Genomic DNA, 12,502 nt, shown 5'->3' with positions numbered 1-12,502 from the left:
CTCTCGATTGGAAATCCGGGATGGCCGCTGCTTTGTTTGAGTATGCCCAAATTTATGGAAGGCGTATGTATAATTTTGGATAATCAACACTCGTGTTCGTCAACAATATTTGGAATCGAAAAGTTAAAGGAGGGCTCCCGCTCGTCAGCCGCCAAGGAGCGGATCGCTGTCGTCAGCGGGAGGGAACAGCGCCGGATGCAAAAGCGGCGCCAATTTTTTTAATCCGACCAAGAGGCGCGGAGACGGACGGCAATAGAGTGATTCTTCCAAAATATGGATGTTCCCAGTGCGGACCGCCTCGGCCTGTTGGGCATTCGGGCGCGCCGTGACGGCTTTCGGGCTCATTTTTTTTGTCTGCACGCCGACCCAAACGAGCAAGATGTGCGACGGATTGCGGGCGAGAACGTCGTCCCATTCCGTTTGAACGCTCGCTTGCGGGATGTCGGAGAAAATGTTGCGCCCGCCGGCGAGCTCACTTAGTTCGCTCAGCCAGTTGGCGCCGCCCGGTGTGAAGATCGGCCGCGGCCACCATTCCCAATAAAGGCGGGACGGTTCAGCCGATGCGGCCCGCTCGCGATGCCAATCAAGCACGTCATGATAGCGGCGGACGAGTTCGGCCGCTTTTTTCGTTTCGCCAAGCGCCTCGCCAAGCCGAAGAAGGTCGTTGGCAATGTCATCGAGCGAATTCGGCGCCAGCACGAGATGCGGGAGCCCGCGCCGTTTGAGCTCCTCGACGTTGCGCTCCATGCCGGGCACGCTTAGGGATGCGACGACGAGATCCGGTTTGAGCGCCTCGACTTGATCCATATCAATGCGCAGATCCGGCCCGACTTTCGGCAGCTGCTTCACTTCCGGCGGCCAGTCGGACGAATCGTCGACGGCGGCGACATCGTCAAGGCGGCCGAGATAGGCGAGCAGTTCGGTGTTGCTTGGACAAAGGGAAACGATTCTCATCAGCGTCGGTCCTTTCTAAATCATCGTGATGATTACGGATTCGCCTTGCCCTGCGTGATTTCCTGTCCGTTTCAGCTGATTTTTTTGCATGAACGCAAGGAGAGAAAAGTTAGATAGTCGAAAGAATCGCTTTGCTTCGCTATAATGAAGGTGGGAATGAATCAACATGGAAAGGGATGAGACGATGTTTACGGTAAAACCTTTGCCGTCGGTGGAGGAACGGGATGAAGCGCTTGTCATCGGTTTGTTTGAAGGGGCGAATTCATGGAGCGGCCTTGCCGGCGAATACGATGCCCGTCTTGGCGGACGGCTGTCGGAACTGCAGAAAGAAGGCGATATTTCCGCGAAGCGGGGGCGCATCGCCACCGTTCATCCATTTTTGCCGATGGGGGCGAAGCGGCTGTATTTCGTCGGTCTCGGCAAAAAAGAAGAGTTGACGTTTGAGCGGCTGCGCGAGGTGTTCGGCAAGCTGTTTCGCGCGTTGAAGCAGGCGAAGCGGACGAAAGCGGCGGTCGCGCTGGACACGTTTACGACCGAGGCCGTCGATGGAAACGAAGCGGCGCACGCCTTGGCGGAAGCCTATCACTTGGCGACGTATGAATTCCCTGGGTATAAGCAGAAAAAGTCACAACCGGACTACCAGCTCGAATCGCTCATCGTCTACACGGCGGCCGAAGCGGCAGAAATTGAAGCGAGCTTGTTTGTCGGTTCGGTATACGGGAAGGCGACGAATTCGGCGCGCACGCTTGTCAATACGCCGGGGAATTTGCTGACGGCGTCGGATTTGGCTGATTATGCCGTGAAGCTCGCGAACCGATACGATTTTGACTATGAAGTTTTGGAGAAAGAAGACATGGAGCGGCTCGGCATGGGAGCGCTTTTGGCCGTCAATCAAGGCTCGAAACAGCCGCCCAAACTGATCGTCTTAAAATACCAAGGAAAAGACGAGTGGGAAGACGTGATCGCCCTCGTCGGCAAAGGGGTGACGTTCGATACGGGCGGCTATTGTTTGAAGCCGCGCGACAGCATGGTCGACATGAAAACCGATATGGCCGGCGCGGCGGCGGTGCTCGGGGCGATGGAAGCCATCGGCGAACTGCGGCCGGAACAAAACGTGCTCGCCGTCATTCCGGCGCCCGACAATATGATCAGCGGCGAGGCGTTCAAGCCGGACGATGTCATTACGTCGCTGTCCGGAAAAACGATTGAAGTGAAAAACACGGATGCGGAAGGACGGCTCATTTTGGCCGATGCGGTGACCTATGCGAAACAGCACGGCGCCAGCTATATCATCGATGTCGCCACGTTGACGGGCGGAGTGATCGTCGCCTTGGGCACGGACAAAACGGGCGCGATGACGAACAATGAGGAGCTGTTTGAGCAATTGCTTGAAGCGTCGATGGAAACCGGGGAGTTCATTTGGCGGCTGCCCATTACAGAAAACGACCGCGAGCGGGTGCGAAGCAGCAAAATCGCCGACTTGAACAATTCTCCGGGGCGGGAAGGACACGCCATTATGGGCGGGGCGTTCATCGGCGAATTTGTGGAAGATACGCCGTGGGTGCATTTGGATATCGCCGGCACGGCCGCCACAAAGAAAGACGGCGACCTCGGTCCGGCTGGGGCGACAGGCGTGATGGTGCGCACGCTCACCGCGTTTGTCGAGCGGTTTGAATAAAACGAACGCCGGCAGGCTGATCGACAGGCGCTGCCTTGGCGCAGAGGCGCCCAGTGTGAGGGCGGGGTATGCCGGCAGCGAACGAGCCGAAGCGGACGTGCATAGCTTCGGCTTTTGTTTGGCACGCTACTATAGTACATAGCAGGAAAAGCGAACAGAATGTAAATGTAGTGTAAATTTCGTGTAAAGTTTTTTATTGTCTTATTGTAAATGCTGTGTAAATTGTTACAATAAGTAGCGGTGATTTTGATTTCGCAAATGGAGGGTGTCCGATATGATTTTTTCACCGAAAAAAGACGTTTTCTTCGACATGTTGTTTACGATTTCGGAAAATGTGAAGGAAGCGGCGCAATATTTTGTCGAGTATAAAATTCAAAGCGTAAGCGACTTGAAAGAATTTGCCCGCGTCATGAAAGAGTACGAACGAAAGGGCGATTCATTCATCCATGAACTGGTCGTCCAATTGAACAAAACGTTCATTACGCCGATCGAGCGGGAAGACATCCACCAGTTGGCGATGAAAATGGATGATGTGCTTGACGGGTTTGAGCAATGTTCGGCGCGGTTTGAAATGTTTTCGTTCACGGACATCGATGAACATATGGTGAAGTTTTTTGACTATATTTATCAAAGCACGATTGAAATTGTTCACGCCCTCGAACTGCTTGCGAACAAAAAATTGCTCGATATGCGCCAACATGCCATTAAAATCAAGGACTATGAAACGAAGTGCGACGAAATTTTGCGCGCGTCGATCAAAAACTTGTTTGTGACGCAAAAAGACCCGATTAAAATCATTCAATACAAAGAGCTTTACGAAATGTTGGAAGAGATTGCCGACAGTTGTGAAGATGTCGCCAATACGTTAGAGACGATTATCATGCGCAACGCATAAAAAGGGGACGCTGTGTTTATGGATACGATCCTGATTTTAACGATCTGCATCGTCATTTTCGCATTGGCGTTTGACTTTATCAACGGCTTTCACGATACGGCCAACGCCATTGCCACATCGGTGTCGACAAGGGCGCTCACGCCGCGTCAAGCCATTATTTTGGCTGCGACGATGAACTTTATCGGCGCGCTCACCTTTACCGGCGTCGCGAAAACGATTACGAAAGACATTGTCGATCCATTCACCCTTGAGAACGGTTCTCTCGTCATTTTGGCAGCGCTGGTTGCTGCCATTGCCTGGAACTTAATTACGTGGTATTATGGCATTCCGAGCAGCTCGTCGCATGCACTCATCGGTTCGGTCGCTGGGGCAGCCATTTCCGCCGCTGGCTGGGATGTAATCCACTACCAAGGTTTTCTTAAAATTTTGGAATCATTGATTATTTCTCCATTTTTGGCGATGGGTGTTGGGTTTGTCATTATGAGTTTGTTTCGTTTCTTATTTAAAGACGCCAATTTAACAAGAACAACCAAAGGGTTTCGTCTATTTCAAGTTGTAACGGCTGCATTGCAGGCGTATACGCATGGAACGAATGACGCCCAAAAAACGATGGGCATCATTACGATGGCGCTGATCGCTGCCGAAATGCACCACTCAGATGTCGTGCCGGAATGGGTGCGCATTTCTGCCGCCTTAGCCATGGGATTGGGGACGGCTGTCGGCGGATGGAAGATCATCAAAACGGTCGGTGGAAAAATTATGAAAATCCGCCCTGTCAATGGGGCGGCAGCGGACTTATCCTCGGCGCTCGTCATTTTTTCCGCCACGTTGTTGCATTTGCCAGTCAGCACGACGCACGTCATTTCCTCGGCCATCATGGGGGTCGGCGCCGCCCAACGGGTGAAAGGCGTCAAATGGGGCGTCGCTCGCCGCATTGTGCTGACATGGATCATCACCTTGCCAGTGTCAGCGTTGATTGCTGGGTTTGTGTACCAGGTTCTCCGTTTATTTTTCTAACGAATGAAAGAGGGTGTCCCAACAGATCGGGACACCCTTTCTTATTGTTTTTCCTATGTTGTGTTTTGTTTAAGGAAAATTTCCCTTTTGGGTCAGACTCTTTTCGTGTTTAGGCCGCCGAACGGTCCGCGGCGGAGGAGCGTCCGATCGCCCGGCAAATCCTTGGGGCGATCAAGCCGGCGACGATCGACAACAAAATGTCTTTCGGCAGCGGGGCAAGCATCCAGCCCCACACCATGCCGTACGAAAGCCCTTCCGGCGCTTCCGCCCATAGTTTGTACGCCATGTACATCCAGTTCGTGCCGATGACATAGTTGATGACCATGCCAACGAGTGCGGCGGTGACGAAACGAGCTTTTGACGCCGGCTGCGGGCCGCGGTTGATGACCCATCCGGTCGCATAAGCGGCAACGATAAACGAAAGAATGAAGCCAAATGTCGGTTGGAAAATCATCGACAGTCCGCCGTTGAATTTGGCAAACACCGGCACGCCGGCGAGGCCGACGAGCATGTACACAATCATCGCCACCGCACCGAGCCGCCGCCCGAGCACCGCTCCGGCCAAGACGCAGAAAAACGTCTGCAGCGTAATGGGAACACCGCCGACGACAAGAAACGGCGCCCACGACGTAATGTTCGCCCCGATCGCCATCAAGGCGACGAACATGGCGGCGAGCGTCATGTCAATCGGTCGAAGTGAAGTCCGTCCTTCCATATGTAAACCCCCTTTTTTTGTCCGTTAACAAAATCGTACCGAACAACCGCTAGGCTGTCAATCCTCTTTTTTCGGCGGATGATAAAGCGGCTTGGGGGGATGATAAGAAAAACGACTCCTCGAGCGCTTCATGCGGACAACGCGGCGAGGAGCGTGAAAGGAGGTCTTGTCAATGGATCGGTTCGTGCCGGATGAGGAACTGAAGCGGGCGAGCAAAATGGGGGCGAACGAAGACATCATCCATACAAGCAAACACGACGACGGCTACGATTTGCGCACCCCGGCGGAAATCGGGGCTCGGCAGCCGACGGATGAAAACGGCAATGCGTAAAAGAAGGGGCGCGGATGGATGGGAAAGAAAAACGTCTTGGACCGATTCGCGCCTCGAAAAAGCCGGAGGATCGAGCGAAAAAAGATGGCCGCCTCCCCATCGAGTTCCCTTAGAGAGGTCTTGTCGTTCTGATAAAATGCTGCCGGCTCGAATGTCGTGCTCGTTTTTCAATGGGTTTTTCGGCATGAAAAGAGAAGAAAATGAATTTATTGATTTTTATGAATAAATACCTATTTTTGATATGGTAATAAAGTTCCTTTTTTTTATTTCCAGTAAGATTTTAATTGTAAATATATAGTTTATTTACCATAACGTGTACTTGGTAAGAGACTGAGGTAGCGTCAAAAGTTCTATGAAAAACCCAAACAGACCATAAAATATAATAATTACCTGGAGGATTTACTCTTTTCAGAATAAATAAAGGGTGAACTCAATTTGTTAGAGATCGTTTTGATTGTATTGTTTTTGATCGGTTTGTTCGTTTTCGTGGTTTACTATGATATTGGCTGATTGAGAAGAATGAAAGCATTCGATATCTTTACAACCTCGGGATTCCCACAACGTTTATCGGCCTTTCGCTGCTTGTTCACGTCATTCCGCTATTCGTCTGTTTGTTCCGTTCTAATAAGAAAAATGTAGAGAAAGCCTGAATGTTGGATGCATTTTGATGAAGGAGAACCGGTTTCCATGAATCGAAAAAAAGGTTTGTCTTGTTTGTTGCCGTGCTGATGGTTATTTTCTTTTTCGTCTACATGTTTGAAGAACAAGTGCTGCGCTTTTTAGACTACAAGGCGGTCAAGCTGACGATGTTGATTTCTTTGATCACGATCATTGTCGGTGATATCATCTATCGACGTACGTAATCGGATGCGCAGTGTGAACGGAAGGAGCCGTCGGGAGACGATGTCCGGGCAAGTTCGTTGAGGCGTTGGTGCTGGACGGTGATGAGACGACGGCTTTTTTGGTTCACTAAAGTCGGCGGCCGGATCAAGAACCGTTTTTGTGTGAAAGGGGTTGTCTACCCGCTTTGTCTGGCGGGACAGGGCGCAAACGACAACACCGCTTCCAGCGCCATGCATGGTCTGGAAGCGGCGCCCGCCTCGATCGAAGCGGTGAATGGAAAAGATTCCAAAACGATCAGGGTGAAAGACGAGACTCACCTAAAAGGCGGAAACACGTTCCAACGCAAGCCGATGACGAGCTGGCAGCACGGAAACGCGCCAGGCGGCGGCGACAACGTCAGGCGGATGCCGTCGGGATTGAAATACACATCGGTTTTCGAGCGGATGCCAAGCGAGCGGATGAGGCGCTTCACTTCATCCGTTTTTCCTTCTTGGGCGGCCGACATGACCGAGGCCGCAAACGAACGGGATTCGGCCAGTTTTTTCAAAACGGTGGCAGCATCGTTCATCAGCGTCTGCGCCGTGGCGGCGGACTGGGAAAAGAGCGCCGGGTCGATCGGAGGGTACGGGCCGGCCGGCATCCGCGGGAACGGGGTGAACATGGCTGCTTGCGCCTCCTTTCCGGAAATGGAATCCGATATTACGATATGTGCAAACAGCCAAAAAGGAGCGAAGCCAAACGGCGATTTCGCTCCTTCTTTATGCATTGCGCAGGCGGGACGCTATAAATAGCGCAGCCATAAATAGGCATGCGACAGGAGCAAGGCAATGAGCGTGAGCGGCGCGCCGATTTTCAAAAAATCAACGTACGTAAAGCCATGCCCTTCGCGCGAGGCCATGCCGGCGACAATCACATTCGCCGAGGCGCCGATGAGCGTCCCGTTTCCGCCGAGGCAGGCGCCAAGAGACAAGGCCCACCACAGCACGTCAATCTGCGGGGCGTCTGGAGACAGTCCCATGCCGACTGCCATATCTTGAATGAGCGGGATCATCGTGGCGACGAACGGGATGTTGTCGATCGTCGCTGAGGCGACGCCGGACAGCCAAAGGATGAAATAAGCGGCCGTGGAAATATCGCCGCCAGTGACATCGAGCGTTTTTTCGGCCAATAATTTGATCAGGCCGATGTCAACGAGCCCACCGACCAAGACGAACAGACCGGCGAAAAAGAAAATCGTGCCCCATTCGATCGAATGAAAGACATCCTCCAGTTCGTGCTCCGGCACGGCGATGAGCATGAGCACGACCGCTCCGGTCATGGCGATGACGGCCGCATCGACATGAATGACCGAATGAAAAATAAAGCCAAGGATGGTCAGCCCGAGCACGGCGACCGATTTGCGCATCAGTTTGGCGTCTTGAATGTAGTCGGCATCGCGAAGCGCCATCAGCTTTTGAATCAACGTTGGATCGGTTTTCAGCTGCTTGCGGTAAACGAATGCGAGCAGCGCGACCGTCACAATGGCGATGACGATGACGATTGGCGTCAAGTTGAACAAGAAAGCGTTGAAATCGAGATGCTTGTTCGCCGAGCCGATCATAATGTTCGGCGGGTCGCCGATCAATGTCGCCGTGCCGCCGATATTGGATAAGAGCACTTCAGAAATCAAATAGGGAACGGGGTTGACTTGGAGCATCCGTGTAATTGAAAACGTCACCGGCACGACAAGCAGCACGGTGGTCACGTTGTCCAAAAACGCCGACAACAGCCCGGTCAACAGTGAAAGCATCACCAAAATGCGGACCGGGCGGCCTTTGGCGAGTTTCGCTGCTTTAATGGCCATGTATTGAAAAAAGCCGGACTTGCTCGTAATGCCGACCAAGATCATCATTCCGATCAGCAGCGTGATCGTTCCCCACTCAATATGGTGGGTGAACGCTTTTTCGATGTCAACGATGCCGAAGATGACCATGAGCGCCGCCCCGAGCAAGGCGATGACCGCGCGGTGGATTTTTTCAGAAATGATGATCGCGTATACAACCAAGAAAACGGCAATGGCAAAATAATATTGAAGATTTGACACGTGTGCGGCAGAATGATCCATTCGTACTCCTCCCTTTCCAGTTATGTCGTCATGTTGTGAAAACCGCTCCCGCACGCCGGGCATGTCCAATCACTGCGCTCGCTGGCGGCTTCACGAACATAAAACGTAAATGAACAATGCGGACAAGGGATTTCGCGCACCCGATCGATCAACATCCGCCGCCTCGGTTCGGCTGGAGCATTGGTGTCAATGATCTCGACATGGATGTCGTCGCGCGATTCGTCTTCCGCGATCACGTTTCCTTCCGCTTCATCTTTTGTGCGCCAGCGGCCGCCGAGCACATGCTGCTCAAGTTGGCTGTGCGAGGAATGTTCAAGCATTTCTTCAGCCAGTTTCATGTACTGGCGGTCCGTCAGCCCGCTGAACGGAAGGTTCTTCTTCTGTTTTTTCCAATACGCCCGCAGTTGGTCTTCGGTGAAAATCCATGTAACAATCTGATGAATCACGACATTTTTCATCCCATCCACCCTCCTTTTTCTTGATCATATCATAGAAGGCTGGTGATTTAACAGGAAATGCGGCTCAACCATAGCATTTCTTCAATGCATCAACCTTATAAATGCTGCTCTTCTCTTCACTCAAGAACCATCGGTTTAGGGGAAATGGTTGTTTTTCGCCGATCTTGTAAAGGGTGGGGGAGAAAAAACGATTGGCTTGAATGGGAAGCGTCCATCCGCCCTTCTTCTTTTTCGCCAAGGCTTTCGTTGATTCCTACGGCATCCGCCTCTTTTTCGCCATTTTCTGAAAAAAGAAATAAACAATCGCTTCTGCGTGATATAATAATAGTAAGACGGACGGCAACAGCGTGCCGGAAAGGGGGGAAGCGACGATGGACAGCCCGCAATATTTGTTTCTCGATTTTGAATTTACGATGCCGGAGACGAAAACAAACCCGAACGGGTTTTGCCCGGAAATTATTGAAGTCGGCCTTGTCGCGGTTGTTGACGATCAGATCATCGGCCAATTTTCTTCCTATGTGAAGCCGCTCCGCTTTCCGCAGCTCACGGAACGGTGCAAGTCGTTTCTCAACATCACCCAAGAACAAATCGACCGCGGAATGAGTTTTTATGAGCTGGTTTCCTTGCTTCGGCAATATGACCGCAAACGCCCGACGACAGTGATGACGTGGGGGAGCATGGATATGAAAGTGCTCCGGGAAAACTGCCAATCGGCGCAAGTGGAATTCCCATTCACGGGCGAGCATCGTGATTTAGCCATGGAGTATAAGCGGTTTTTCGGCAACAAAAACCAAACCGCGCTGCGCAAGGCGGTGCAAGAGTACGGCAATGAGGCGGTTGGAAAAGCCCATTGCGCGCTCGATGATGCGTTCACCGCGTATACGATTTTCCGGCTGGTGGAAAACGACAAAAAATATTTGGCGAAGACAAAGCCGCCGACGATTGGAGAACGGATTGATTTGACCCAGCTGCGAAAAAAATTCGCTTTATAGCCGGCTGCGTTGGCGGCGGCTTTTTTTATGTTATAATAGAAAGTGGACGATTTTTTAGGCAGAAAGGTTGTTTCCTTATGTGGCCATCGGTGCTGAATTTATTTTTGTACTTTCCAGAAGACAAACGTGAATACATTCCCGCAGCCATTTCGTTTGCTGTCTTCTTCTTGATGGCGGTGTTCACGATGCGGCTCATCATCATCATCTCCCGGCGGCAGGAGAAGGAAGCGAAGCGGCTCGAAGAACAGCTGCTTGGAAAACGAGAGGAACGGAAGGAGCCGCCCGGAGTATAAACGAGCCACCCTCCGGCAATACTGGCGGATAACAAGTGATGCTGGAGGGTGGTTCGTGTTGCGAAAAACGTACGGTGTGGTGCTGGCGGCAGCGCTCGTGTTGTCCGGCTGCGGCCAAGAGAATGGAACGAGCCGGACGGTGGAGATGATCAATGCGGATGGCGATTCGATCGGTACGATCGAGTTGACTGAACAGGCGGAAGGGGTGCGGCTGAAGCTTGACTTGGAAGGCCTCCCGCCGGGAGAGCACGCCATTCACATCCATGAAAACGGAAGCTGCAAACCGCCCGATTTCCAATCGGCCGGCGGTCATTACAATCCGGACGGGAAAAAGCATGGCCTTCTCCACCCGGAGGGGGCGCATGCCGGCGATTTGCCGAACATTATTGTGAAGGATGACGGCACGGTCAACGTCGAGTTGAAGGCGCCCAATGTGACGCTGAAAGAAGGAGAGAAAGGCTCGCTGCTTACGAAAGACGGAACATCGATCGTCATTCACGCCAAGAAAGACGACGGCATGACCCAGCCGGCGGGAGACGCCGGCGGACGGATCGCCTGCGGGGAAATCAAGTCGTCGTGAAACAGGGGCTCGCGCGCGGGCCCCTGTTTCACGTTGCCGGGGCAACGCTTCGCATGGCAAATGCGAGAAAGTGACGGTTGCACAGCTTCTGCTGCACATGGATGGCGGAACGGAGCAACAGGTCCGGCGCTGCTTCTTTTCCCTTTCGCCATCCGCTTGGCCGCTCTTCTTTGGTGCAAAGCTATATAGATGCAACGAAATCGTTTAACATATCCTTGACGGAAAAGTGGCTCATCCATTTTTGACTGTCGAAGGCAAGCCGTAGGCTTGCCTCCGTCACGCTAAGGCGTGACGGAAGACCGAACAACGACTCGCTTAAAGACCCATTCATGGGTCTTTAAGCGGTGTTGTTCGGTCACTCGACAGTTGGATGAAATGACCGGTAAAAACGAAAAATGTTAAAGCTTTAAATTGCATCTATATAGCGCAGCGCCGTCGCCAGCCGCCGCAGCCCTTCTTCCAGCGTCGGGCGCGGGCAGGCGATATTCAAACGGATGAAGCCGACGCCTTCCTGGCCGAATTTGCTGCCGAACTCGACGGCGAGTTTTCCTGTTTCAAGGAGCCGACGCTTCAGCTCCGCCTCGGAAAGGCCAAGGCCGCGGCAGTCGATCCAGACAAGATACGTCGCCTGCGGCCGGACGGGGCGAAGCGGCGGCAAGTGTTCCGCTAAATAGGCAACCGTCATGTCGATGTTTTGCCGCAAGTAATCAAGCAAGGCGTCAAGCCACGGTCCGCCATGGCGGTAGGCCGCTTCCGCTCCGACGATGGCGAACGCATTCAGCGTAAAAAAGCCGTGCCGCTGCTGGACGCGGCGGAACGCCCGGCGCCGCGATTCGTCGGGAAGGATGACTTCCGCTGCCTGCAAACCGGCGAGGTTGAACGTTTTCGTCGGCGCGCGGAACGTGGCGCTTTGCGCGGCCAGCTCTGGGTGGAGGGAGGCAAACGGCGTGTGTTTGGCTGGCGGGAGCGTCAAATCGGCGTGGATTTCGTCGGAAAGGACGAAGACGCCGTGCTTGAGGCAAAGTTCTCCCAGCCGTTCGAGTTCTTCTTTTGTCCATGATTTGCCTCCCGGGTTGTGCGGATGGCAAAGGATGAGAAGTTTGGCATCGGGCAGCTTTCGCTCCAAGTCGTCCCAGTCGATCGCATAGTTGTCTTCCTCAAGGCGCAGCGGACTGAATAGAAGCGTGCGGTCATGGCGGCGGACGAGATCAAACAGCGGCCGGTAGACCGGGGAAAAAACGATGATGCGATCCCCTGGTTCGGAAAACGCTTCGATGGCGGCGGCGACCGCCGGCACGACGCCGTGAGCAAACACGAGCCAAGACGGATCGATCGTCCAGTCATGACGGCGTTCAAGCCATTGGCACACCGCTTCTTTGAGTGAATCGGGAATGACGGTGTAGCCGAACACGCCGTGCTCCACCCGTTGCCGCAGCGCTTCTTGCACTTCTTTCGGTGCGGGAAAATCCATGTCGGCGACCCACATCGGCCATACGTCTTCGCGGCCGAACACGCGATGAACGTCATCCCATTTCACCGACAGCGTGCCCCGGCGGTCGATGACGCGGTCGAACGGAAACATGATCGCGCCTTCTCCTTTCTCAGCACGCGAACGATGCGGTCCTTTCCCTTCATCGAATGG

14 protein-coding genes are annotated in these 12,502 nt (G+C 53.2%); 8 read left to right on the top strand and 6 right to left on the bottom strand.

Annotation, left to right across the window (positions count from 1 at the left end; genetic code table 11):
• Positions 1-144: 144 nt before the first annotated feature.
• Positions 145-954 carry a cobalamin-binding protein gene (locus JCR24_RS16375; protein WP_238981019.1) on the bottom strand — a complete coding sequence of 270 codons (810 nt, stop codon included), beginning with the start codon at positions 952-954 and terminating at the stop codon, positions 145-147.
• A gap of 184 nt (positions 955-1,138) precedes the next feature.
• On the opposite strand from JCR24_RS16375, the gene JCR24_RS16370 reads away from it, so the two are divergent.
• The 3 genes from JCR24_RS16370 (at position 1,139) to JCR24_RS16360 (ending at position 4,544) form a co-directional block, all read left to right on the top strand.
• Positions 1,139-2,632 carry a leucyl aminopeptidase gene (locus JCR24_RS16370; protein WP_238981020.1) on the top strand — a complete coding sequence of 498 codons (1,494 nt, stop codon included), beginning with the start codon at positions 1,139-1,141 and terminating at the stop codon, positions 2,630-2,632.
• Positions 2,633-2,906: 274 nt separating this feature from the next.
• On the top strand, positions 2,907-3,527 hold the full coding sequence (locus tag JCR24_RS16365; RefSeq protein ID WP_011232416.1) for a DUF47 domain-containing protein: 621 nt from the start codon (positions 2,907-2,909) through the stop codon (positions 3,525-3,527).
• Between the two features lie 18 nt (positions 3,528-3,545).
• Positions 3,546-4,544, top strand: coding sequence for an inorganic phosphate transporter (locus JCR24_RS16360; RefSeq protein WP_021321790.1), 999 nt, complete (start codon positions 3,546-3,548; stop codon positions 4,542-4,544).
• Positions 4,545-4,653: 109 nt separating this feature from the next.
• Here the strand turns inward: JCR24_RS16360 and JCR24_RS16355 are convergent, their stop codons facing one another.
• Positions 4,654-5,259 carry a biotin transporter BioY gene (locus JCR24_RS16355; RefSeq protein WP_011232414.1) on the bottom strand — a complete coding sequence of 202 codons (606 nt, stop codon included), beginning with the start codon at positions 5,257-5,259 and terminating at the stop codon, positions 4,654-4,656.
• Between the two features lie 172 nt (positions 5,260-5,431).
• On the opposite strand from JCR24_RS16355, the gene JCR24_RS16350 reads away from it, so the two are divergent.
• A complete protein-coding gene (locus tag JCR24_RS16350) occupies positions 5,432-5,590 on the top strand; it encodes a hypothetical protein (protein WP_011232413.1) in 159 nt (52 codons plus the stop codon).
• Between the two features lie 710 nt (positions 5,591-6,300).
• Positions 6,301-6,453, top strand: a complete 153-nt coding sequence (locus JCR24_RS16345) for a hypothetical protein (protein ID WP_014196648.1) — start codon at positions 6,301-6,303, stop codon at positions 6,451-6,453.
• 293 nt (positions 6,454-6,746) lie between these two features.
• Here JCR24_RS16345 and JCR24_RS16340 read toward each other — a convergent pair whose 3' ends face one another.
• The 3 genes from JCR24_RS16340 to JCR24_RS16330 form a co-directional block, all read right to left on the bottom strand.
• Positions 6,747-7,094 carry a YuzC family spore coat inner layer protein gene (locus JCR24_RS16340; RefSeq protein ID WP_011232408.1) on the bottom strand — a complete coding sequence of 116 codons (348 nt, stop codon included), beginning with the start codon at positions 7,092-7,094 and terminating at the stop codon, positions 6,747-6,749.
• A 120-nt stretch (positions 7,095-7,214) separates the two neighbouring features.
• On the bottom strand, positions 7,215-8,537 hold the full coding sequence (locus JCR24_RS16335; protein WP_238981018.1) for an ArsB/NhaD family transporter: 1,323 nt from the start codon (positions 8,535-8,537) through the stop codon (positions 7,215-7,217).
• A gap of 20 nt (positions 8,538-8,557) precedes the next feature.
• Positions 8,558-8,995 carry a phage terminase large subunit family protein gene (locus JCR24_RS16330; protein WP_238981017.1) on the bottom strand — a complete coding sequence of 146 codons (438 nt, stop codon included), beginning with the start codon at positions 8,993-8,995 and terminating at the stop codon, positions 8,558-8,560.
• A gap of 371 nt (positions 8,996-9,366) precedes the next feature.
• Between JCR24_RS16330 and kapD the strand changes: the two genes are divergently transcribed.
• The 3 genes from kapD (at position 9,367) to JCR24_RS16315 (ending at position 10,860) form a co-directional block, all read left to right on the top strand.
• Positions 9,367-9,987 carry a 3'-5' exonuclease KapD gene (gene kapD, locus JCR24_RS16325; protein WP_238981016.1) on the top strand — a complete coding sequence of 207 codons (621 nt, stop codon included), beginning with the start codon at positions 9,367-9,369 and terminating at the stop codon, positions 9,985-9,987.
• A gap of 77 nt (positions 9,988-10,064) precedes the next feature.
• Complete coding sequence (locus tag JCR24_RS16320) at positions 10,065-10,280, top strand: hypothetical protein (RefSeq protein WP_011232404.1); 216 nt, start codon at positions 10,065-10,067, stop codon at positions 10,278-10,280.
• A gap of 55 nt (positions 10,281-10,335) precedes the next feature.
• Positions 10,336-10,860, top strand: coding sequence for a superoxide dismutase family protein (locus tag JCR24_RS16315; RefSeq protein WP_015375713.1), 525 nt, complete (start codon positions 10,336-10,338; stop codon positions 10,858-10,860).
• Positions 10,861-11,266: 406 nt separating this feature from the next.
• On the opposite strand, the gene JCR24_RS16310 is transcribed toward JCR24_RS16315, so the two are convergent.
• The gene (locus JCR24_RS16310) at positions 11,267-12,442 is read right to left on the bottom strand and encodes a MalY/PatB family protein (protein WP_033026176.1); all 1,176 of its coding nucleotides are present in this window, start codon (positions 12,440-12,442) and stop codon (positions 11,267-11,269) included.
• Positions 12,443-12,502 lie beyond the last annotated feature (60 nt).

Source organism: Geobacillus sp. YHL, assembly GCF_022341265.1.
Lineage (GTDB): Bacteria > Bacillota > Bacilli > Bacillales > Anoxybacillaceae > Geobacillus > Geobacillus thermoleovorans.
Note: the sequence above shows the minus strand (reverse complement) of the source record. Positions and strands in the feature narration are given on the sequence as shown.

Bases quoted from the DNA above. Each gene is read 5' to 3' on its own strand.
- JCR24_RS16375 (WP_238981019.1), bottom strand. From the start codon at position 954: ATGAGAATCGTTTCCCTTTGTCCAAGCAACACCGAACTGCTCGCCTAT.
- JCR24_RS16370 (WP_238981020.1), top strand. From the start codon at position 1,139: ATGTTTACGGTAAAACCTTTGCCGTCGGTGGAGGAACGGGATGAAGCG.
- JCR24_RS16365 (WP_011232416.1), top strand. From the start codon at position 2,907: ATGATTTTTTCACCGAAAAAAGACGTTTTCTTCGACATGTTGTTTACG.
- JCR24_RS16360 (WP_021321790.1), top strand. From the start codon at position 3,546: ATGGATACGATCCTGATTTTAACGATCTGCATCGTCATTTTCGCATTG.
- JCR24_RS16355 (WP_011232414.1), bottom strand. From the start codon at position 5,259: ATGGAAGGACGGACTTCACTTCGACCGATTGACATGACGCTCGCCGCC.
- JCR24_RS16350 (WP_011232413.1), top strand. From the start codon at position 5,432: ATGGATCGGTTCGTGCCGGATGAGGAACTGAAGCGGGCGAGCAAAATG.
- JCR24_RS16340 (WP_011232408.1), bottom strand. From the start codon at position 7,094: ATGTTCACCCCGTTCCCGCGGATGCCGGCCGGCCCGTACCCTCCGATC.
- JCR24_RS16335 (WP_238981018.1), bottom strand. From the start codon at position 8,537: ATGGATCATTCTGCCGCACACGTGTCAAATCTTCAATATTATTTTGCC.
- JCR24_RS16330 (WP_238981017.1), bottom strand. From the start codon at position 8,995: ATGAAAAATGTCGTGATTCATCAGATTGTTACATGGATTTTCACCGAA.
- kapD (WP_238981016.1), top strand. From the start codon at position 9,367: ATGGACAGCCCGCAATATTTGTTTCTCGATTTTGAATTTACGATGCCG.
- JCR24_RS16320 (WP_011232404.1), top strand. From the start codon at position 10,065: ATGTGGCCATCGGTGCTGAATTTATTTTTGTACTTTCCAGAAGACAAA.
- JCR24_RS16310 (WP_033026176.1), bottom strand. From the start codon at position 12,442: ATGTTTCCGTTCGACCGCGTCATCGACCGCCGGGGCACGCTGTCGGTG.